The organism is Aquitalea sp. LB_tupeE (assembly GCF_013391415.1).
Lineage (GTDB): Bacteria > Pseudomonadota > Gammaproteobacteria > Burkholderiales > Chromobacteriaceae > Aquitalea.
Window position 1 is genome coordinate 1 of record NZ_JACAXB010000011.1, and the last position, 20,316, is coordinate 20,316.

A 20,316-nucleotide genomic window follows, 5' to 3' on the forward strand; every position below is an offset into this window, starting at 1 on the left:
TGTCATGATCAAACTCCTGCAATTCGGGTAAGGGAGTCGGGGAGCGCGCTCTCGGCGCTCCTCCGTATTGTTTTCAGGTCAGAGGGTGAGCTGGCCGGTGATCAGTTCGTAGGCGGCAATGGCACCCAGCACTACGATGATGGCGGCCAGTGCGGCTTCAGCCCCCTTGAACGGCTTCTCACCGTGTTCTTTCTTGGCCCACAGGTAGAACAGCAGGCCCGGGGCGTACAGCACCATCGACAGGAACAGGTACTTCACACCAGCGGCATAGATCAGCCATACACCGTACACACTGGCGATACCGGCAATACTCAGGTCACGACCCTTGCCTTCACCAGCCTGGTAGCCTTCGCCACGCTGAGCCACCATGAAGGAGTACACGGCACACAGCAGGTAAGGAATCAGGATCATCGAGGTGGCCAGCGACAGCAGTGCCAGGTAACCGGCCGAGCTGAACAGGGTGATGATCAGGAACAGCTGGATCAGACCGTTGGTCAGCCACAGCGAAGCTGCCGGGGAACCATTGGCATTGGTGGTGCCGAAGATGCGCGGCATCACGCCGTCTTTACCTGCCAGGTAAGGTGCTTCAGCGGCCAGCAGTGTCCAGGCCAGCAGCGCACCACCGACAGAGATCACCAGACCAGCGTTCATGATGTTGGCACCCCAGGGGCCAATGGCCTTTTCCAGCACATAGGCAGTGGACGGGTTCTTCAGTGCGGCCAGTTCCGGCTGGGTCATCACACCCAGTGCCAGTACCGATACAGCCACCAGCAAGGCAATGGTCAGCAGGAAACCCACTACGGTAGCCTTGCCCACATCGCTCATTTTTTCAGCACGGCCCGAGAACATCGACGCGCCTTCGATACCGATGAACACCCACACGGTCACCAGCATGGTGCTCTTCACCTGATCGACGATGGAGCCCAGTTTCGGATTACCCCAGAAGTCGAGATTGAAGGTGTCAATCTTGAAGGCAAACACGACCAGCACGATGAACAGCGCCAGCGGTACCAACTTGGCAATGGTGGTGATGGTGTTGATGAAAGCTGCACCATGCACGCCACGCAATACCAGGAAATGCAGGCCCCACAACAGGATGGAGGCGCAGATGATGGCAGTCGGCGTATTGCCGTCGCCAAAAGCGTGGAACCAGAAGCCCAGCGCCGAGAACATCACCACAAAGTAGGAAACATTACCGATCCAGGCCGAAATCCAGTAACCCCAGGCCGAGTTGAAGCCCATGTAGTCGCCAAAGCCTGCCCGGGCATAGCCATAAACCCCGCCTTCGACTTCCGGCTTGCGGTTGGCCAGCATCTGGAAGGCAAATGCCAGTGTCAGCATGCCCAAGAAGGTGATGGCCCAACCAATGATGATGGCGCCGGCACCGGCACCTGCCGCCATGTTTTGCGGTAGCGAAAAGATGCCGCCGCCAATCATGGAACCCACTACCAGTGCGGTAAGTGCACCCAGTTTCAGTTTGGGTGCTCCGCCACCTTGCACTTCTGTATCAGTGGACATTTTCGTTCTCCGTGAAATACATTGATCTGAAAACTATCTGTATATTATTAATTTCTAATTCAATGATGCAATGATAATCATCGAAGCCTCGGGCTTCCAGAAAGCGCATACAGATGTTTGATCAGGATCAAATGAAAAAAACGAACAAAACAGAGGGACAGAAGAAAGATGGCTGCGTTATAGGCTGGGGGGCCTATCTATCCAAATTGGATTTTTTTATATGTCCATATTCTTTATTGATAATTTTTAAGAAATTATTTTTCAATAAAGACTGATAGATAAACAGCAGGCAAAAAAAATGGATACGGCCCACCACCGTATCCACCAACACACACATCAAGAGGAAATCTAGACACACACCACGATAAAACCCTGTCAGTCGTTCGGTCCTGCGTTCTTTACCTTACGACTGATCACAAAAATCACACCACATACCACCACAGTAGCAAAGACAATGGTTGCCAAACCCAGAACACCGACATCGTCGGAAAGAAGTTGACCTAGCAGTTCCATCTCCCACTCCTCATAGCTGGCGTTTGCCGCCTTGATTGATTAGTCGATGGTCATAATAACCCTACAAAAATTGTGGATGTTGACACAAATCAACAATCCGTACGCCGCGCCATCCAGATAGAAAAATGCCTGAAAATCAGCATCATGCTGCTTGCGGACAGCATGACAAAAAAATACACACATGAAAAAGCCCCTGCATGCAGGGGCTGTTTGATTGGCGAAGCGCAAGCAGATCAGGGCTGCTTGTTACCACCCATATCCTTGGACAGGAAGAAGGCATCAGAGAAAAACTCGTCTTCCGGCAGCTTGCGTTCGGCAATGAAGCTGCGATGGGCGGACTCCACCATGATCGGCGCGCCACAGGCATACACCTGGTAGCCGGACAGATCGGCAAAGTCATCCAGTACCGCCTGGTGTACAAAGCCGGTACGACCTTGCCATTCGTCTTCCGGCAGCGCTTCGGACAACACCGGAATCACGGTGATATTGGCATTGTCGGCCTGCCAGCTGGCGGCAAGGTCAGCCATGTACAGGTCGGCCTTGGTGCGTGCGCCCCAGTACAGCACCATCTGGCGCTGGATGCCATGATGGATGGCGTGCTCGATGATGCCCTTGACCGGCGCAAAACCGGTACCGCTGGCCACGAAAATGATGGGTTTGTCCGAATCTTCACGCAGGAAGAAAGAACCCATTGGGCCTTTGAAGCGCATGATCTCGCGCTCTTTCATCTGGGTGAAGACATAGTCGGAAAAACTGCCACCGGGCTGATGACGGATATGCAGCTCCAGGAAGGCATCGTCATGCGGGGCATTGGCGATGGAAAAACTGCGTTTCTTGCCATCCTTCATCAGGATGTCGATGTACTGACCGGCGCGGAACTGCAGGCGCTCGGAAACCGGCAGCTTGAGCTTGAGCACCGCAACATCATGCATCTTGACCATGCTTTCCACGCGGCACGGCAGGGTCTTGATCTGGATGTCACCGGCACCGGCCACTTCACGGGCTTCAATGGTGATATCGCCTTGCGGACGGGCACAGCAGAACAGGGTCATGCCCTGGACACGTTCGCTTTCCGGCAATGCCTTTTCCTGATAGCCATCCTGGCTAACCTCACCCTCTACCACCTTGCCCTTGCAGGCGCCACAGGCACCATCACGGCAGCCATAAGGCAAACCGACATTCTGGCGCAAAGCCGCTTCCAGAATGGTTTCATGCGCTTCAACACTGAACGTATGCCCGCTCGGGAGCACTTTGACCTGGGAAGTCATTGGGTACCTTTATTATTCCAAATCTCGGTAAGATGCAGCCTATGCGTACTTTATTGATTGCAGGCATGGGTGATGTCGCCCAACGGGCCCTGCCCCGACTCGTGCAGCACTGGAAAGTGCTGGTTCTGGCACATCACGCACACGCCGCAGAAACCGCGCGCGCCGGTGGTGCCATCCCGATCATGGCCAATCTGGACGATGCCGCCAGCCTTGAGCGGCTGGCCGGTCTGGCTGATGCGCTGTGGATAACCGCACCGCCACCCAGCCACGGAATGCGCGACAGCCGCACGCGCAAGTTGTTGTACGCACTGGCAAAAGCCGACAGGATACCACAGCGTATTAGCTATATCAGCACTACTGGCGTGTATGGAAATAACCATGGCCGCTGGCTGGATGAATGCTCGCCCCCCATGCCGCAAACCGAACGCGCCTGGCGTCGGCTGGATGCAGAAAACACCCTGCGTGCCTTTGCCCGCCGCCATGGCAGCCAGTTGACCGTTTTGCGGGCCCCGGGGATTTATGCGCTGGAACGCCTGCCACTGACCCGTCTTGTGCAAAACACCCCGCTGATCCGCCCAGAAGAAGACAGCTACAGCAACCATATCCACGCTGACGACCTGGCCAGCCTGTGTATTGCCAGCCTGCAGCAAAACCGTGGCGGCATCCGCATTTACAATGCCTGCGATCAGGAACCCCTCACCATTACCGACTGGTATGCCATGCTGGCCGAGGCGCTGTCCATGCCACTGCCGCCAAGGCTATCCCGCGCAGAAGTACAAGCTGCGGTCAGCCCGGGTTTATGGTCTTACATGGCCGAGTCGCGCCGCTTTCGCCATCATCGCCTGGCAGAACTGGGCGTGACGCTGCGCTACCCCACTGCACGCGAATTTGTCGCACAACTGGCGGCAAATCCCGCCTGGCAGAGCGTGGCACTCGCTAAGGGCGGCAAGATTCGGTAACATTCGCGTCTTCTTGCAATTATCTGTTTGAATCACATGGAAAATCCGGCATTCGGGCGCGCCATCAGAAGCTTTGTGCTGCGTCAGGGACATCTGTCTGCAGGCCAGCAACGCGCCATGGACGAGGGCATGCCCAAATGGGGCATTGCATATCAGCCAACCGTCATCGACCTGGAGCAGGCTTTTGGCCGCCAGGCCCCCAAGGTGCTGGAAATCGGCTTTGGCATGGGTGGTGCAACCGCAGACATTGCTGCGGCCAATCCCGACATCGACTATCTGGGCGTGGAAGTGCACTCCCCGGGCGTGGGCAATCTGTGCAAGCTGATTGCTGAAAAGGAACTGAGCAATCTGCGCATCATCCGTCACGATGCCGTAGAAGTGCTGGACAATATGCTGGCCGACGGCAGCCTGGACGGCGTGCATATTTTCTTTCCCGACCCATGGCACAAGAAGCGCCACAACAAGCGCCGCCTGATTCAGGCCCCGCTGGTGGAAAAACTGGTCAGGAAACTGAAGCCAGGCGGCTATCTGCACGCTGCTACCGACTGGGAAGACTACGCCATCCAGATCATGGAAGTGTTCAGCGCCAATAGCGACCTGGCCAACAGCGCCGATGGCTATGCCCCGCGCCCGGACTACCGTCCGCTGACCAAGTTTGAGGCCCGTGGCATCAAGCTGGGTCATGGCGTATGGGACATCATCTTCCGTCGCAAGTAAGCCCCGCGAACAAAACTCCCGCTCCAGCGTTGCACCGCCTTGCCGTACGCCATGTACTGGCTGCGGCGGCGCGCCTTGGCCCGGGTTCTCTACGAGGTTTTGTTCGCGGTTCTGAGCCAGACCCGTTCTAATCGGCAGTAACACGCCGGCTCAGCAAGACTTCGATGTCCGGCAGCAGTTCATGTGGAGCCACTGCCGGCTCGAAGCGCTTCACTACCCTGCCCTTGCCATCCAGCAGAAACTTGGTGAAATTCCATTTCACCGGGTGAGGATGTGCACTATCTGCCTGGGTCAGCCAGCGCCACAAAGGGTGTGCATGCGGGCCGTTAACCTCCACCTTGGCCGACAGCGGCAGCGTCAGTTGAAAGCGGCTGGCACAGAAACTGGCGATCTGTGCATCGGTACCGGGCTCTTGCCCGCCAAACTGGTTGCAGGGAAAGGCCAGCACCCGCAAGCCTTGACCGGACAGGCTGTCATGCAATTCCTGCAGGCCCGCATATTGCCGGGTATAACCACACTCACTGGCCGTATTCACCAGTAGTACCACCTGGCCCTGCAGGGTACTCAGTGCCATGGAACTGCCATCCGGCAGGGGCACGGAAAAATCGTAAAGCGTGGTCATGGTGGGCTCCATTCCGTATAATCAGGCCTTATCCGAGAAACCTACTCAGGTATTGCGCATGTTGTTCTCACCTAGCCGCCAGGATGCGCGCGGCTTCTTTTTTGAAACCTGGAAAAAACACCAGACCGGCAGCGTCCTGACCGATCTGGAAAAGATCGTGCTTTCCATTCTTATAGACCACCCCGAGTACCACTCCATCCTGAATCATCCGGAAAAGTACCTGGAACAGGAATGGACGCCGGAAATGGGCGAGACCAACCCGTTCCTGCACATGGGCCTGCATGTGGCCATCGAGGAACAGCGTTCCATCGACCAGCCCTTCGGCATCCGTTCGCTCTACGCCCAGCTGGCCTTGCGCCATGGCAACGAGCATCGTGCCCAGCACGAGATGATGGAATGCCTGGGCGAGATGATCTGGCATGCACAGCGCTATGGTGGCGGCCCGGATGTGAACCGCTACATTTCCTGTGTGCGCGGCAAGCTTGGCATGGGCGAAGAAGAAACACCGCGCATCAATCCGAACGATATTCCGGACTGAGCATATTCAGGCGCGAAACAAAAAAGCAGGCTCGCAAGCCTGCTTTTTTCATGTGCTTCGCCATTGCGCTCACACCAGGCGATTGGCTTCCTGACCGCTGACAAAGGCCGTGACATTGTCCACCAGTTGTTGTGCCAGACGCTGCATGGCCTGCTGACTGGCCCAACCGACATGCGGCGTGACAATCAGGTGCGGCAAGCGCGCCTTGAGCAGCGGATTGCCAGCCGACGGCGGTTCCGTACTCAGCACATCAAAACCAGCGCCACCCAACTGGCCGAACTTGAGTGCAGCCACCAGCGCTTCTTCATCCACCAGTCCGCCACGCGCGGTGTTGATCAGGATGGCACCCGGCTTCATGGCCATCAATTCCGGCTGGGCAATCATGTTGCGGGTTTCTTCGTTCAGCGGGCAATGCAAGGACAGCACATCCGAACTGGCCAGCAGCTGATCAAAGCTGACATAGCCATCGCGCACGGTGGTAACGCCCTTGCGCTCACCAAACTGCACATGCATGCCAAAGGCGCGAGCACGTTCGGCCAGCGCCTGACCAATGCCGCCCGCGCCCAGAATACCCAGCGTGGCACCCTTGAGGTCGCGAATGGGCGCGCCAAAATGGCAGAACTGCTTGGCCTGCTCCCAGACACCGGCAGCGACATCGCGCTGGTAGGCCGGCAGATTCTTCATCAGGGCCAGCATCAGGGTAAACGCATGCTCGGCCACGGTTTCGTCGCCGTAATGGCGGATGTTGGCCACCGCAATGCCCTGCTCACGGCAAGTGGCGATATCGATATGGTTGTAGCCGGTGGCCGCCACCGCCAGCATCTTCACCCCCGGCAACTGCAGCAGGGTTTCACGGCTGAACAGCACCTTGTTGGTGATCACGATGTCGGCATTACCCACATGCTGGACAATCTGCTCCACCGTGGTGGCGGAAATTTCGCGATAGGCATGGGCAAAAGGAAAAGCGGGAACCGGGACAGGCAGGCTGTCCCGGTCGAGGAATACGATGGAAGGTTGGCTCATCAGTCTGGCGTCAGCTTTCGTAGGAAATCATGGCGCGGTAAGCATGCCAGCTGGCCAGCCCCAGTACGGGCATGATGACGATCAGGCCAATGAAATAGGTAGCAAAGCCCACCGCAGTAAGAGCCACAATCATAACGGCCCATACCGCCATCGTCAGCAGATTCTTGTACACCGCCTGCACGCTGTTGATCATGGCGGTCACCGTGTCCACATCCTTGTCCAGCATCATCGGGATGGCCACCACGCTGAGCGAGAACACCGCCACCGCAAACAGGAAGCCGACACCAAAATAGGCCAGCAGGAATGTCATGTTTTCCGGCAACAGGGCATTGCTCAACAAGCTGTCCAGTGATGGCAGGGCTGCGGTATCAAAAAACAGCGCAAACATGAGCAGTGAAACACGGAACCAGCCAAACACCATCAAGGCCAGCAAGGCGGCGTACAGGGTAAAGCCGGGGAGATTGACTCGCCAGGCAAGCATGCTGTGCCACAAATTGACCCGCTGCGTGGCAAACGTGTTTTCATGCTGGCGCGCCAGATCATACAGACCAATGGCCAGAAACGGCCCGGCCAGCAGGAACAGCGTGGACAAGGTAAGTACGAACTGTGGCGCGCTATCGAAATAGGCAATCAACAGATAGCCCATCAAGACAAAAACGGCACCATAAAACATCGCATCGGCCGGTGCGCGGCGCAGGTCCTTCACGCCCTGCTGCAGCCAGACCATGGTTTGGGAAACTTCAACATGATGAACAACCGGGTGTTCCCGGGACGAGCCGTGGGTGATGTCCATGACGAATCCCCTTCTGGTGGTGGGTGGGTAAACCAGACAGTTAATTCTTTATAAGCTACTGATTGCAAAATACAAATTGCAAATCAATGCTGTCAGACCACAGCGCGCGGCAACTGGTACAATACGAGCCTGCTTGAACCAGATACAAGGAACACAAGATGAGCGAATTGATCATTGAAGACCTGACGGTGGGCGAAGGTGCCGAAGCTGTCGCCGGCCAGGAAGTGACTGTGCATTACACCGGCTGGCTGACCAATGGCAGCAAGTTCGACTCCAGCAAGGACCGCTTCCAGCCCTTCAGCTTTCCGCTGGGTGCCGGCCATGTGATCAAGGGCTGGGATCAGGGCGTCGTTGGCATGAAGGTAGGTGGCAAGCGCAAGCTGACCATTCCAGCAGAACTGGGTTATGGTGCACGCGGTGCTGGTGGCGTGATTCCGCCCAATGCCACCCTGGTATTCGAAGTGGAACTGCTGCAGGTGGGCTGATCCGTCTTCTGTGCATGAAAAAGCCACCGTCGCGGTGGCTTTTTCATTTGGCAGTCCGGCTCATTTTTTCAGGCCGGAATCCTCACAGCATTTCTTGCGCTTACACAGGTAGAGAATCGCCAGACCAGCCAGTAATACTCCGACCACGGAAAGAATACCCATCTGGCCACGATGCACCATATGCATCAGCCATTCGCGCTGTGTGGCACCGTAATGGCCCAGGTAAACCCACACCGGCACGGAAATCAGCGCGGCAAAGCCATCCATTAGCAAGAAACGCCAATAGGGTACGCGCCGTGTCATGCCAGCGGTAATGAAGATGGGAGAACGCAAGCCGGGCAGGAAACGGGCAACGAACAGCACCCAGGTACCGTATTTTTCAAACTTTTCCTGCACAGCTTCAAAGCGTTCGGGCGTCAGGATGCGGGCGATGGGACGGAAACGCTGAACCTTGTGGCCATAGAAACGCCCCGCAGCAAACATGATGCCGTCACCAGCCAGAACCCCGGCCATCCCCACCATAAACATGATATCGACATCAGCATAGCCAAGGCCGGAAATGATGCCGCCAGCCACCAGCGTGATGTCTTCCGGAATCGGAACACCGAAACCACACACCAGCAATACGGTAAAGACAGCCACATAACCGTAACCGGTAAAGAAATCGAGAAGTATCTGCAGTATGTCCATAGTGCTCCGCCGACCGGCACAGTCTTGTCCTGTCACAAGATTTGGCCACGGGCTGATTGTCCGAGTGCATGATCGGGCGCTTATAATAGCACACCTCGACCTTATCCTTTCTTGACATGACACGCCCCATACGGGTGGAAATCAATCATTCCGCCCTGCGCCATAACTATCTGCATTCCCGTCAACAAGCCGCAGGCTGTTCTGCGCTGGCCGTAATCAAGGCTGATGCCTATGGCCACGGTGCACTGGGCTGCGCCCTTGCCCTGGCTGACATTGCCGACGGATTTGCCTTACTCAATATTGAAGATGCCATCGCCCTGCGCAAGGCAGGCATCCAGCAGGCGATTACCCTGCTGGAAGGGCCGTTCGACCAGTCCGAAGTGGAGGCCATGGCAGAATACCGCATTGCCGGTGCCATTCACTCCTCTCACCAGATTGCCTGGTTACCGGAAGGTTCCCTGCAACAACCGGTGGAAGTGTGGCTCAAGATCAACAGCGGCATGAACCGGCTGGGCTTCCGTCCGGAACAGGCTGCCTCCGTGATGCAGCAACTGCGCACATTACCGCAAGTGCAGCTGAGCACCATCATGACGCACTTCGCCACTGCGGATGACGATCGTGGTGTGGCGGCACAATGGCAACGCTTTGCGCCGGTCGCCACTGCTAGTGGCCTGGCCATCAGTGCGGCCAATTCTGCCGCAGTCTTCCGCCATCCACACACCCATGGTGCTATCGTCCGCCCCGGCATCACCCTGTATGGCTGCTCGCCTTTTTCCGAATGTCAGGGTGCTGCGCTTGGCCTGCAAACCACCATGACATTGAGCGCGGACATCATTGCCATCCAGCAGTTACAAGCCGGCGACGCCGTGGGTTATGGTCTGAATTTCAAGGCCGACAAGCCGATGCGAATAGGCATCGTCGCCTGCGGCTATGCCGACGGCTACCCGCGCATTGCCGCCAATGGCACTCCGGTGATGGTGGAAGGCATGCGCAGCGGCACCGTGGGCCGGGTATCCATGGACATGCTGGTGGTGGACTTGACCCATATTCCTGCAGCCACCATCGGCAGCCGGGTGGAGCTGTGGGGGCCAAATGTGGCGATAGAAGAAGTGGCTGCCGCTGCCGGCACCATTGGCTACGAGCTGATGTGTGCCATTGCGCCGCGCGTACCGCGCCGCTTGATCTGAACCGATCACACGCCTCCATAAAAAAAGCCGCTGCAACAAACAGCGGCTTTTTTTGCAGCCCGACTGAATCAGGCTACACGTTCGATGGTGGCAGCAATTTCTTTGGCCCACCTTTCCGACAAACTACGGTCGTTGGCCTCTACCATCACCCGTACCACCGGCTCGGTGCCGGAAGGACGCAACACCACGCGGCCAATCCCGCTCAGCGCAGCTTCTGCGGCAGACAGTGCCTCGGCAGATGCCGCTTTCCAGTCGCAACCATTGTGACGGACATTGATCATGGTTTGCGGGAAGGGCGTCCAGTCGCTGCAGGCTTCTTCCAGACTGATGCCCAGTTCGGCCAGGCTGGCCAGAACCTGCAAGCTGGAGATAATGCCATCGCCTGTGGTGTGCTTGTCCAGGCACAGGATGTGGCCCGAGGCCTCGCCACCCACCAGCCAGCCGTTGGCATGCAGCATTTCCAGCACGTAGCGGTCGCCTACCTTGGCACGGCCAAAGGCCACGCCAAGCTTGTTGAGCGCCAGCTCCATGGCCATATTGGTCATCACCGTACCGACTACACCACCCTTGAGCTCGCCCTGGGCCGCACGCGCCTTGGCAATCACGTAAATCAACTGGTCGCCGTCGTATACCTTGCCATGGCGGTCCACCATGATCAGACGATCACCGTCGCCATCCAGCGAAATCCCGTAGTCAGCATGGTGCTCCAACACGGCAACTTGCAGGGTTTTCGGATAAGTTGCTCCGACCTTGTCGTTGATGTTGTAGCCATCTGGCTCACCGCCAATCACCACGACTTCTGCGCCCAGTTCATGGAATACCTTGGGTGCAATGTGATAGGTGGCACCATTGGCACAATCCACCACCAACTTCAGTTGCTTCAGATTACGCTCGCCGGGGAAAGTACTCTTGCAGAATTCGATATAACGCTCGGCAGCTCCGGAAATACGGCGGGCACGCCCCAACTCGGCCGAGCAATTGGTGGTCATCGGCTGTTCCAGCATGGCCTCGATTTCCAGCTCCAGCGTGTCATCCAGCTTCTTGCCTCCCTCGGCAAAGAACTTGATGCCATTATCCTGATAGGGATTATGTGATGCCGAAATCACCACACCGGCTTCCAGACGCAGGGCGCGGGTAAGGTAGGCAATACCAGGGGTGGGCAGTGGGCCGGTCAGCAGCACATTGACCCCTGCGGCAGTAAAGCCGGCTTGCAAGGCCGCTTCCAGCATATAGCCGGAAATACGCGTGTCCTTGCCCACCAGAACTGTCGGGCGGTGATCCTTGTCATGATCCACCAGCACCCGTCCAGCTGCATGACCTAACTTGAGAACAAAATCGGGGGTAATGGGAAACTGCCCTACTTCACCACGTACACCATCCGTACCAAAATATTTGCGACTCATTTCATCATCCTAGTCACGTTGCTGTAGCACCTGGCCAGCAACGGGTAGCTGCAACAATAACCCTACGGAACAGGCATATTGTACCTGCCAGTCCCGTGCGCAGTGCAAGACTGCAGCAGGCAAATCAGATAACACCCGATGGTAAAATCAGCTTGAGGCCGAATACGGCTGCAATGCAGCCCAGACTTCCAGCGCCTGCCGGCTGGCTTTGACATCGTGTACCCGCACGATTTTGGCACCGCCTTGCAAGGACAACAGCGCCACTGCGACGCTGGCACCAAGTCGTTCTGATGGAATAGCCTCGCCGGTAATGGCACCCAGCATGCTTTTGCGCGACAGGCCAACCAGTAGTGGAATGCCGCTGATGGCCTCGATACGCTGCAAGCCTGCCAGTAATTGCAGGTTATGTTCCAGTGTCTTGCCAAAACCGAAGCCTGGATCAATCAGCAAACGCTCGACAGCAATGTCCGCATCAAGGCATAACTGCACCCGACGTCGCAGGTATTGTCCAACCTCGTCGACCACATCCTGATACGCCGGCGCATGCTGCATGCTGTCCGGGTTACCCTGCTTGTGCATCAGGCACAGTGCCACCTGGGATGCAGCTACGGCATCCACCGCGCCATCGTCTTCCAGCGCAGACACGTCATTGATGAGGTCGACAGCCCCCAGTTGCAAAGCCGCTTGCATCACCGCGGTTCGGCGCGTATCCAATGACAAAGGCGCACCAATGTCCTTGAGCTTTTCCAGTACCGGCAGCACCCGGTCCATTTCCTCTTGCACGCTGACTTCTGGCGCACCGGGACGGGTGGATTCGCCACCAATATCCAGAATAGCTGCGCCATCAGCCAGCATGCTTTGCGCGCGCAGCAATGCAGAGTCCAGCGTATTGTAGCGACCACCGTCAGAGAAGGAGTCGGGGGTGACATTGAGGATGCCCATGATCATGGGCCGGGAAAGATCGAGCTGGAAGCGCCCGCATTGAAGCAATTGCATGGAAAATTCTGCCAGATAAATGCAAAACAGGGTGACAGCCTGCGCTATCACCCTGTGGAAACCGGTTATCAGAGTTCCTGAGCCGGGGTGGATGTCGGTTCTACGGGTGTGGCTTGGGCTGCCTTTTCCTCCGGTTTGGCCGGGAAGCCACTGCCCGGCTTGGGCGGACGTGGCGGCTTGCCATCCATGATGTCGTTGATCTGCTCGGCGTCGATGGTTTCCCACTCCAGCAGGGCAGCCGTCATGGCTTCCACCTTGTCGCGGTTCTCATCCAGCAAGCGACGGGCCAGGGCGTATTGCTCGTCGATGATGCGGCGGATTTCCATATCCACTTGCTGCATGGTGGCTTCCGACATGTTCTTGTGGGTGGTGACCGAACGGCCCAGAAATACCTCGCCCTCGTTGTCGCCATACACCATGGGGCCGAGCTTGTCGGACATGCCGTAGCGCGTCACCATGTCGCGCGCCATTTGGGTGGCACGTTCGAAGTCGTTGGAAGCGCCAGTGGTCATCTGGTTCATGAACAGTTCTTCGGCGATACGGCCACCAAACAGAATGGCCAGACGGTCCAGCAGGTAGCCGCGGTCATATGCAAAGCGGTCCTGCTCCGGCAGTTGCATGGTGACACCCAGCGCACGACCGCGCGGGATGATGGTGACCTTGTGCACCGGGTCGGACTTGGGCAGCAACTTGGCCACCACCGCATGACCGGATTCGTGATAAGCAGTGTTACGCTTTTCTTCCTCGGTCATCACCATGCTGCGGCGCTCGGCACCCATCATGATCTTGTCCTTGGCCGATTCAAAATCCAGCATGTCCACCAGGCGCTTGCTGCGACGGGCAGCAAACAGCGCGGCTTCGTTCACCAGGTTGGCCAGATCGGCACCGGAGAAACCCGGTGTGCCACGAGCGATGATGGAAGCTTCCACATCGGCGGCAATCGGCACCTTGCGCATGTGCACCGACAGAATCTGTTCACGGCCACGGATGTCCGGCAGCGGTACCACCACCTGACGGTCGAAACGACCCGGACGCTGCAAGGCAGGGTCCAGTACGTCCGGACGGTTGGTCGCGGCGATCACGATGACGGTCTGGTTGGTTTCGAAACCGTCCATCTCCACCAGCAGCTGGTTCAAGGTCTGTTCGCGTTCGTCGTTACCGCCGCCAAGACCGGCACCACGCTGGCGACCTACCGCGTCGATTTCGTCGATGAAGATGATGCAAGGAGAGTTCTTTTTGGCTTGCTCGAACATGTCACGCACACGGGCGGCGCCCACACCGACAAACATTTCGACAAAGTCAGAACCGGAAATGCTGAAGAACGGTACCTTGGCTTCACCGGCAATGGCCTTGGCCAGCAGGGTTTTACCGGTACCCGGCGAGCCGCACAGCAGGATGCCGCGCGGGATGCGGCCACCCAGGCTTTGGTAGCGGGAAGGGTCGCGCAGGTAATCGACGATTTCCTTCACCTCTTCCTTGGCTTCGTCACAACCGGCCACATCGGCAAAGGTTACGGTGTTGGTGTCCTGGTCCAGCATGCGCGCCTTGCTCTTGCCAAAGGAGAAGGCACCACCTTTGCCACCACCTTGCATCTGGCGCATGAAGAATACCCACACACCGATGAGCAGCAGCATCGGGAACCAGCTGATGAAGATGCTCATCAGCATGGACGGTTCTTCTTCCGGCTTGGCCGAGAAGCGGACATTGTTCTTGATCAGGTCTTCGACCAGTTGCGGATCGTAGGGCGCATAGGTGGCAAATGCCGAACCATCGGTGCGCTTGCCCTTCAGCCACTGGCCACGCAGCGGATGGCCCTCAATGCTCAGGGACTGCACCTTGCCGGATTCGACATCGCTGATGAATTGCGAGTATTCGATCTGGTTCTGGGCATCCTGACGTTTGTTGAACTGATTGAATACAGTCATCAGTACCAGACCGATGATGACCCAGATGGCGATGTTTTTGCCGATATTGTTCACGAGTAGCGGACTCCTCTGTGCCCTGACTTTACGGTTGTATATTGCATTGGAATGAATTGTAAACCCCGAGGGGGCATATGTCAGCGTCGGCCCTTGCCCAGCAGGTAAATTTCGCTGGAGCGGTCACGCGAAGCCTTGGGTTTGCGGGTAAGCACCTCGTCAAACAGGTCTCGCATGGACTGCAGGTAGGCCTGGAAATCGCTGCCCTGGAACACTTTGACGAGAAAACAGCCGCCAGGTTTCAGATGATCACGTGCAAATTCGAGCGCCAGCTCACACAGCAGGAAGCTTCTGGCCTGATCCATGGCACTCATTCCTGAGATATTGGGTGCCATGTCGGAAATTACAAGGTCCAGCGCGCGACCATCCAGCAGATCGACAAACTCAGCCAACACTTCATCTTCACGGAAGTCGCCTTGAATGAAGTCGACGTCAGCAATCGGATTCATCGGCAAAATATCCAGCGCAAATACCTTCCCCTGCGGCCCAACAATACGGGCAGCCACCTGCGACCAGCTGCCCGGTGCGCTGCCCAGGTCGGCCAGTACCGTGCCCGGGCGGATCAGTTTGTCTTTTTCGTTGATTTCCAGCAGCTTGTAGGCTGCCCGCGCCCGATAGCCATCTTTCTTGGCCATCTGTACATACTGGTCGTTAACATGCTCGCGCAGCCAGGTATTGCTGCTGGTACTTCTTGCCATGAGTCGTTTCCTGCCATTTCACTCAGGTCAGCCATGTCGGCTATCCTGTTGTTTTTCAGTCTGTTTGTGACCAGAGTTTGGGCTATGGGCCAAACTCTAGTAGAATCCGGTTTTGCTTTGAAACCAAGCCTGTCCAATGAAAATCGAACTGCAACCTTTCCAGCGCCAGCATCTCAAGGGCCTGGCTCAGACTCTCAGCCCGGTCGTGATGATCGGCAACAACGGCCTGAGCGACTCCGTACTGCGCGAAATCGCCATCAGCCTGGATGCCCATGAACTGATCAAGATCCGTGTTCAGGGTGATGACCGCGCTGCGCGCATTGCGCTTTACGAGCAAATTTGCGACGAACTGGGTGCGGCACCGGTGCAGCATATCGGCAAATTGCTGGTACTGTGGCGCCCCAGCGACAAGCAGCGCATTGTTCTGCCCAAGAACAAGAAAGCGCTGAAGATTGCTTCCCAATCCTGATACTGCCCTTGGGCGGTATAGCAAAAGCGGTGGCTTGCCACCGCTTTTATTTTGCCCGCACCTTATTGTGGACAGGCCATTGGCGGTATTACAAGGTCAATCACGGCGCAGGATGTAGGCTAGGCCCATCAGGCTCTGCACCAGGTAAATCAGGCTGGAAATGGCGTGCCAGGTAGCAAAACCACCGCCAAACAGGCCTTCTGCCGCGTGGTTCATCTGCAGCTTGAGGGCCGCGATGATGGGCGTTACGGCAAAGTGGTTGATCACGGTACACAGCAGCATGCCGACAATCAGCCAGAAACTGGCTTCTTTCATGCCGCGCACGCCATTGCGCCAGATCGCATCCACCAGCAGGAATACCCCACACACCAGCCCTACCCAGGCAATGGCGGCAAACAATTTGCCGGCTACCATGCCAGCCGTCACGGTATCCAGCGACCGGAACAATACCGGGGCGACGATGATGCCTATCACCCACAAGCCACCAATCCAGAAGGTTCTGGCTATCGCTCGCAATCCGTCCATGCGTGCTCCCTGACTCCACAGCAAAAACGCGCTAAAACGCGCGTTTGATCTGTCTGCTTAGATGTATTTGACGTCCAGCACTTCGTATTCGCGAATGCCGCCCGGGGCCACCACTTCGGCCACGTCGCCGCTTTCCTTGCCGATCAGCGCACGGGCGATCGGCGAATTGACCGACACCTTGCACAGCTTGATGTCGGCTTCGTCGTCACCGACGATCTGGTAGGTTACCTGGTCTTCGGTTTCCAGATCCATCAGCTCGACGGTGGCACCAAACACCACGCGGCCATCAGCGTCCAGCTCGGCCGGGTTGATGATCATGGCGTTGGAAATCTTGCCTTCCAGTTCGGCGATACGGCCTTCCACGAAGCCCTGGCGCTCTTTGGCCGCATCGTATTCGGCATTCTCGGACAGATCGCCATGCGACCGTGCCTCGGCAATCGCTTCGATCACCGCCGGGCGCTCCACGCTTTTCAGGCGTTGCAGTTCTTCTTTGAGAAGTTCGGCGCCACGCAGCGTTAACGGGACTTTGTTCATTCGGGTGCTCTCCTGAGGCGGTACCCCCGCCGTCATCAAAAACACAAGCCGCCGTACGAGACGGCGGCTTGGCTGTTGCAGTTCAATGTCTGGATTGTAACGGCAAATCGTCCGCGGTTCAAAGCTTCAACGCACAACTTGCCATCACATTCCGACAGTCAACCACGTCAAGGCTTGATGGAGGCGTGCAGTTCCTGGACGCTGTAGACATCAAACTCTTCCACATGGGCCATGCCCACGCACACGGCCTTGGCACCAGCCAGGGTGGTGTACTGCGGAATGCGCGCCTGCAAGGCACTGCGGCGGATGGAATGGCTGTCCTGGATAGCCTGACGCTTTTCGTCCACGGTGTTGACCAGCACGTCGATTTCGCCGTTCTTGATCATGTCGACGATGTGCGGACGGCCCTCGTTCACCTTGTTGACCACCTGCACCACGATGCCGGCTTCGGCCAGGGTCTTGGCAGTGCCACGGGTGGCGCAGACGCCAAAGCCCAGGCGTTGCAGCTCGCGTGCCACGTCAACCGCACCATTCTTGTCGGACTGACGTACCGACAGGAACACCTTGCCGGTGCGCGGCAACTTGTCGCCGGCGGCCAGCTGGCTCTTGACGAAGGCTTCGGCAAAGCTCTTGCCCACGCCCATTACTTCGCCGGTGGACTTCATTTCCGGTCCCAGGATGGTGTCGACGCCCGGGAACTTGATGAAGGGGAAGACGGCTTCCTTCACTGCGTAGTACGGCGGGATTACTTCCTTGGTGAAGCCCTGCTCGGCCAGGCCGATGCCGGCCATGGCACGGGCAGCGATCTTGGCCAGCGGTGCGCCGGTTACCTTGGAAACAAACGGTACGGTACGCGAGGCACGCGGGTTCACTTCCAGCACGAAGATGGTGTCGCCCTGGATGGCGAACTGTACGTTCATCAGGCCAACCACGTTCAGCGCACGCGCCATGGCTTCGGTCTGACGGCGGATTTCATCTTGTACGGCCGGGAACAGGCTGTACGGCGGCAGCGAGCAAGCGGAGTCACCGGAGTGCACACCGGCTTGTTCGATATGCTGCATGATGCCGCCGATGACCACGTCCTTGCCGTCGGAAATGCAATCCACGTCCACTTCAATGGCGTCGTTCAGGAAGCGGTCCAGCAGCACCGGGCTGTCGTTGGACACCTTCACGGCTTCGCGCATGTAGCGTTCCAGATCGGCCGGTTCGTGCACGATTTCCATCGCGCGGCCGCCCAGTACGTAGGACGGACGCACTACCAGCGGATACCCGATTTCCTCGGCCAGCTTCATCGCATCGGCCGGAGTGCGGGCGGTGCGGTTCGGCGGCTGTTTCAGGCCCAGCTCGTTCAGCAGTTTCTGGAAACGCTCGCGGTCTTCGGCTGCGTCGATCATGTCCGGCGAGGTGCCGATGATGGACACGCCATTGGCTTCCAGCGCACGTGCCAGCTTCAGCGGGGTTTGGCCGCCGTACTGTACGATCACGCCGAACGGTTTTTCGATGCGGCAGATTTCCAGCACGTCTTCCAGCGTCAGCGGCTCGAAGTACAGACGGTCGGACGTGTCGTAGTCGGTGGATACGGTTTCCGGGTTGCAGTTGACCATGATGGTCTCAAAACCGGATTCACGCAGCGCCAGCGCGGCATGCACGCAGCAGTAGTCGAATTCGATACCCTGACCGATACGGTTGGGGCCGCCACCCAGTACCATGACCTTCTTGCGGTCGGTCGGCTGGGCTTCGCACTCTTCTTCGTAGCTGGAGTACATGTAGGCGGTGGAGGTGGCGAACTCGGCCGCGCAGGTATCCACTCGCTTGTAAACCGGGTGCAGGCCCAGTGCCCAGCGCTTGGCGCGCACGGCAGCCTGGTCGGTATTGAGCAGTTCGCCCAGACGACGGTCGGAGAAGCCCTTGCGCTTCAGGCGACGCAGTTCGTCAAAGTCCAGCTCTTCCACCTTGCGGCCGGCCAGTGCTTTTTCTTCACCCACGATGTCTTCGATCTGGGCCAGGAACCACGGGTCGATCTTGCTCAGGGCAAACACGTCGTCACGGCTCATGCCAACGCGGAAGGCATCGGCCACGTACAGGATACGTTCTGGTCCCGGGGTGCTGACTTCGTGACGGATGGTTTCTTCGTTGGTGGTGACCGGGTTGAAGCCGGACAGGCCGGTTTCCAGGCCACGCAGCGCCTTGTGCATGGATTCCTGCAGGGTGCGGCCCATGGCCATCACTTCGCCCACCGACTTCATCTGGGTGGTCAGGCGGTTGTCAGCTTGCGGGAATTTTTCGAAGGCGAAACGCGGAATCTTGGTGACCACGTAGTCGATGGACGGTTCGAACGAAGCCGGGGTGGCACCACCGGTGATGTCGTTCTTCAGTTCGTCCAGGGTGTAACCCACGGCCAGCTTGGCTGCAACCTTGGCAATCGGGAAACCGGTAGCCTTGGAAGCCAGTGCCGAAGAGCGCGATACACGCGGGTTCATCTCGATCACGATCATTTCGCCGTTCACCGGATTGGTGGCGAACTGCACATTGGAACCGCCGGTGTCCACGCCGATTTCACGGAGTACCGCGATCGATGCATTACGCATGATCTGGTATTCCTTGTCGGTGAGGGTTTGTGCCGGAGCCACGGTGATGGAGTCACCGGTGTGCACGCCCATCGGGTCGAAGTTCTCGATGGAGCAGATGATGATGCAGTTGTCTTTCTTGTCGCGCACCACTTCCATTTCGTACTCTTTCCAGCCGAGTACGGACTGCTCGATCAGCAGTTCATGGGTGGGAGACGCTTCAAAACCGCGCTCGCAGATCGCCAGGAATTCTTCCTTGTTGTAGGCGATACCGCCACCGGAGCCGCCCATGGTGAAGGACGGACGGATCAGCGTGGGGAAGCCCACCTTGGATTGCGCTTCCAGCGACTCTTCCATAGTGTGGCAAACAAAGGACAGCGGGCAGGACAGGCCGATCTTGGCCATGGCTTCCTTGAAGCGGCCACGGTCTTCGGCCTTGTCGATGGCGTCTTCGGTGGCACCGATCAGCTCGACATTGTACTTTTCCAGCACGCCGTTACGGCCCAGGTCCAGCGCACAGTTCAGTGCGGTCTGGCCGCCCATGGTGGGCAGGATGGCGTCCGGGCGTTCCTTGGCAATGATTTTTTCCAGAACAGGCCAGGTAATCGGTTCGATGTAGGTGACATCGGCCATGTTCGGGTCGGTCATGATGGTGGCCGGATTGGAGTTCACCAGGATGACTTTGTAACCTTCTTCACGCAGGGCCTTGCAGGCCTGTGCGCCGGAGTAGTCAAACTCGCAGGCCTGGCCAATCACAATGGGGCCAGCGCCGATGATGAGAATACTCTTGAGGTCGGTACGTTTCGGCATGTTATCGCTCAGTCAATTTCAA

General features: G+C 57.6%; 20 protein-coding genes. 6 read left to right on the top strand and 14 right to left on the bottom strand.

Features of this window, described 5'->3' with window-relative positions:
• Positions 1–78: 78 nt before the first annotated feature.
• From arcD to HWX34_RS04200, 3 genes are all read right to left on the bottom strand, one after another.
• Entirely contained in the window at positions 79–1,518 is a 1,440-nt protein-coding gene (arcD, locus tag HWX34_RS04190; protein WP_178971128.1) for an arginine-ornithine antiporter, read from the bottom strand.
• Between the two features lie 375 nt (positions 1,519–1,893).
• A complete protein-coding gene (locus tag HWX34_RS04195; protein WP_082086308.1) occupies positions 1,894–2,031 on the bottom strand; it encodes a DUF3149 domain-containing protein in 138 nt (45 codons plus the stop codon).
• A 233-nt stretch (positions 2,032–2,264) separates the two neighbouring features.
• Positions 2,265–3,299, bottom strand: coding sequence for a CDP-6-deoxy-delta-3,4-glucoseen reductase (locus tag HWX34_RS04200; RefSeq protein ID WP_178971129.1), 1,035 nt, complete (start codon positions 3,297–3,299; stop codon positions 2,265–2,267).
• Positions 3,300–3,340: 41 nt separating this feature from the next.
• Here HWX34_RS04200 and HWX34_RS04205 point away from each other — a divergent pair, with 41 nt between their 5' ends.
• Positions 3,341–4,258: an NAD(P)H-binding protein gene (locus tag HWX34_RS04205; protein ID WP_178971130.1), complete on the top strand. Its 918-nt coding sequence runs from the start codon at positions 3,341–3,343 to the stop codon at positions 4,256–4,258.
• A 36-nt stretch (positions 4,259–4,294) separates the two neighbouring features.
• Positions 4,295–4,975 carry a tRNA (guanosine(46)-N7)-methyltransferase TrmB gene (gene trmB / locus HWX34_RS04210; RefSeq protein ID WP_178971131.1) on the top strand — a complete coding sequence of 227 codons (681 nt, stop codon included), beginning with the start codon at positions 4,295–4,297 and terminating at the stop codon, positions 4,973–4,975.
• 127 nt (positions 4,976–5,102) lie between these two features.
• On the opposite strand, the gene HWX34_RS04215 is transcribed toward trmB, so the two are convergent.
• Complete coding sequence (locus tag HWX34_RS04215; RefSeq protein WP_178971132.1) at positions 5,103–5,597, bottom strand: glutathione peroxidase; 495 nt, start codon at positions 5,595–5,597, stop codon at positions 5,103–5,105.
• Positions 5,598–5,655: 58 nt separating this feature from the next.
• Between HWX34_RS04215 and HWX34_RS04220 the strand changes: the two genes are divergently transcribed.
• A complete protein-coding gene (locus HWX34_RS04220; protein ID WP_045845391.1) occupies positions 5,656–6,135 on the top strand; it encodes a DUF1841 family protein in 480 nt (159 codons plus the stop codon).
• A gap of 69 nt (positions 6,136–6,204) precedes the next feature.
• On the opposite strand, the gene HWX34_RS04225 is transcribed toward HWX34_RS04220, so the two are convergent.
• Together HWX34_RS04225 and HWX34_RS04230 are read right to left on the bottom strand one after the other, a co-directional pair.
• The gene (locus HWX34_RS04225) at positions 6,205–7,158 is read right to left on the bottom strand and encodes a D-2-hydroxyacid dehydrogenase (RefSeq protein ID WP_178971133.1); all 954 of its coding nucleotides are present in this window, start codon (positions 7,156–7,158) and stop codon (positions 6,205–6,207) included.
• Positions 7,159–7,168: 10 nt separating this feature from the next.
• Positions 7,169–7,951 (bottom strand): DUF2189 domain-containing protein, encoded by a 783-nt coding sequence (locus tag HWX34_RS04230; protein WP_178971134.1) that lies wholly within the window; start codon positions 7,949–7,951, stop codon positions 7,169–7,171.
• A gap of 158 nt (positions 7,952–8,109) precedes the next feature.
• Here HWX34_RS04230 and HWX34_RS04235 point away from each other — a divergent pair, with 158 nt between their 5' ends.
• Complete coding sequence (locus tag HWX34_RS04235; RefSeq protein WP_089083143.1) at positions 8,110–8,436, top strand: FKBP-type peptidyl-prolyl cis-trans isomerase; 327 nt, start codon at positions 8,110–8,112, stop codon at positions 8,434–8,436.
• Between the two features lie 60 nt (positions 8,437–8,496).
• On the opposite strand, the gene HWX34_RS04240 is transcribed toward HWX34_RS04235, so the two are convergent.
• Positions 8,497–9,126 (bottom strand): DedA family protein, encoded by a 630-nt coding sequence (locus HWX34_RS04240; RefSeq protein WP_045845395.1) that lies wholly within the window; start codon positions 9,124–9,126, stop codon positions 8,497–8,499.
• A 116-nt stretch (positions 9,127–9,242) separates the two neighbouring features.
• Here HWX34_RS04240 and alr point away from each other — a divergent pair, with 116 nt between their 5' ends.
• Positions 9,243–10,313, top strand: coding sequence for an alanine racemase (gene alr, locus HWX34_RS04245; RefSeq protein WP_178971135.1), 1,071 nt, complete (start codon positions 9,243–9,245; stop codon positions 10,311–10,313).
• Positions 10,314–10,381: 68 nt separating this feature from the next.
• Here alr and glmM read toward each other — a convergent pair whose 3' ends face one another.
• The 4 genes from glmM to rlmE all read right to left on the bottom strand — a co-directional run bounded on the left by glmM (position 10,382) and on the right by rlmE (position 15,389).
• A complete protein-coding gene (gene glmM / locus HWX34_RS04250; RefSeq protein WP_178971136.1) occupies positions 10,382–11,716 on the bottom strand; it encodes a phosphoglucosamine mutase in 1,335 nt (444 codons plus the stop codon).
• Positions 11,717–11,863: 147 nt separating this feature from the next.
• Positions 11,864–12,712 carry a dihydropteroate synthase gene (gene folP, locus HWX34_RS04255; protein ID WP_178971137.1) on the bottom strand — a complete coding sequence of 283 codons (849 nt, stop codon included), beginning with the start codon at positions 12,710–12,712 and terminating at the stop codon, positions 11,864–11,866.
• Between the two features lie 68 nt (positions 12,713–12,780).
• A complete protein-coding gene (gene ftsH / locus HWX34_RS04260; RefSeq protein WP_178971138.1) occupies positions 12,781–14,691 on the bottom strand; it encodes an ATP-dependent zinc metalloprotease FtsH in 1,911 nt (636 codons plus the stop codon).
• A gap of 80 nt (positions 14,692–14,771) precedes the next feature.
• Positions 14,772–15,389 (bottom strand): 23S rRNA (uridine(2552)-2'-O)-methyltransferase RlmE, encoded by a 618-nt coding sequence (rlmE, locus tag HWX34_RS04265; protein ID WP_178971139.1) that lies wholly within the window; start codon positions 15,387–15,389, stop codon positions 14,772–14,774.
• Positions 15,390–15,531: 142 nt separating this feature from the next.
• Between rlmE and HWX34_RS04270 the strand changes: the two genes are divergently transcribed.
• The gene (locus tag HWX34_RS04270) at positions 15,532–15,858 is read left to right on the top strand and encodes a YhbY family RNA-binding protein (protein ID WP_370459670.1); all 327 of its coding nucleotides are present in this window, start codon (positions 15,532–15,534) and stop codon (positions 15,856–15,858) included.
• A 96-nt stretch (positions 15,859–15,954) separates the two neighbouring features.
• Here HWX34_RS04270 and HWX34_RS04275 read toward each other — a convergent pair whose 3' ends face one another.
• The 3 genes from HWX34_RS04275 to carB all read right to left on the bottom strand — a co-directional run bounded on the left by HWX34_RS04275 (position 15,955) and on the right by carB (position 20,294).
• A complete protein-coding gene (locus HWX34_RS04275) occupies positions 15,955–16,383 on the bottom strand; it encodes a DUF4149 domain-containing protein (protein WP_178971140.1) in 429 nt (142 codons plus the stop codon).
• A gap of 57 nt (positions 16,384–16,440) precedes the next feature.
• On the bottom strand, positions 16,441–16,917 hold the full coding sequence (gene greA, locus HWX34_RS04280) for a transcription elongation factor GreA (RefSeq protein ID WP_045845402.1): 477 nt from the start codon (positions 16,915–16,917) through the stop codon (positions 16,441–16,443).
• Positions 16,918–17,084: 167 nt separating this feature from the next.
• The gene (gene carB / locus HWX34_RS04285; protein ID WP_178971141.1) at positions 17,085–20,294 is read right to left on the bottom strand and encodes a carbamoyl-phosphate synthase large subunit; all 3,210 of its coding nucleotides are present in this window, start codon (positions 20,292–20,294) and stop codon (positions 17,085–17,087) included.
• Positions 20,295–20,316 lie beyond the last annotated feature (22 nt).

Excerpts from the sequence above, each read along its gene's own strand:
- arcD (WP_178971128.1), bottom strand. The coding sequence starts at position 1,518 with ATGTCCACTGATACAGAAGTGCAAGGTGGCGGAGCACCCAAACTGAAA.
- HWX34_RS04195 (WP_082086308.1), bottom strand. The coding sequence starts at position 2,031 with ATGGAACTGCTAGGTCAACTTCTTTCCGACGATGTCGGTGTTCTGGGT.
- HWX34_RS04200 (WP_178971129.1), bottom strand. The coding sequence starts at position 3,299 with ATGACTTCCCAGGTCAAAGTGCTCCCGAGCGGGCATACGTTCAGTGTT.
- HWX34_RS04205 (WP_178971130.1), top strand. The coding sequence starts at position 3,341 with ATGCGTACTTTATTGATTGCAGGCATGGGTGATGTCGCCCAACGGGCC.
- trmB (WP_178971131.1), top strand. The coding sequence starts at position 4,295 with ATGGAAAATCCGGCATTCGGGCGCGCCATCAGAAGCTTTGTGCTGCGT.
- HWX34_RS04215 (WP_178971132.1), bottom strand. The coding sequence starts at position 5,597 with ATGACCACGCTTTACGATTTTTCCGTGCCCCTGCCGGATGGCAGTTCC.
- HWX34_RS04220 (WP_045845391.1), top strand. The coding sequence starts at position 5,656 with ATGTTGTTCTCACCTAGCCGCCAGGATGCGCGCGGCTTCTTTTTTGAA.
- HWX34_RS04225 (WP_178971133.1), bottom strand. The coding sequence starts at position 7,158 with ATGAGCCAACCTTCCATCGTATTCCTCGACCGGGACAGCCTGCCTGTC.
- HWX34_RS04230 (WP_178971134.1), bottom strand. The coding sequence starts at position 7,951 with ATGGACATCACCCACGGCTCGTCCCGGGAACACCCGGTTGTTCATCAT.
- HWX34_RS04235 (WP_089083143.1), top strand. The coding sequence starts at position 8,110 with ATGAGCGAATTGATCATTGAAGACCTGACGGTGGGCGAAGGTGCCGAA.
- HWX34_RS04240 (WP_045845395.1), bottom strand. The coding sequence starts at position 9,126 with ATGGACATACTGCAGATACTTCTCGATTTCTTTACCGGTTACGGTTAT.
- alr (WP_178971135.1), top strand. The coding sequence starts at position 9,243 with ATGACACGCCCCATACGGGTGGAAATCAATCATTCCGCCCTGCGCCAT.
- glmM (WP_178971136.1), bottom strand. The coding sequence starts at position 11,716 with ATGAGTCGCAAATATTTTGGTACGGATGGTGTACGTGGTGAAGTAGGG.
- folP (WP_178971137.1), bottom strand. The coding sequence starts at position 12,712 with ATGCAATTGCTTCAATGCGGGCGCTTCCAGCTCGATCTTTCCCGGCCC.
- rlmE (WP_178971139.1), bottom strand. The coding sequence starts at position 15,389 with ATGGCAAGAAGTACCAGCAGCAATACCTGGCTGCGCGAGCATGTTAAC.
- HWX34_RS04275 (WP_178971140.1), bottom strand. The coding sequence starts at position 16,383 with ATGGACGGATTGCGAGCGATAGCCAGAACCTTCTGGATTGGTGGCTTG.
- greA (WP_045845402.1), bottom strand. The coding sequence starts at position 16,917 with ATGAACAAAGTCCCGTTAACGCTGCGTGGCGCCGAACTTCTCAAAGAA.
- carB (WP_178971141.1), bottom strand. The coding sequence starts at position 20,294 with ATGCCGAAACGTACCGACCTCAAGAGTATTCTCATCATCGGCGCTGGC.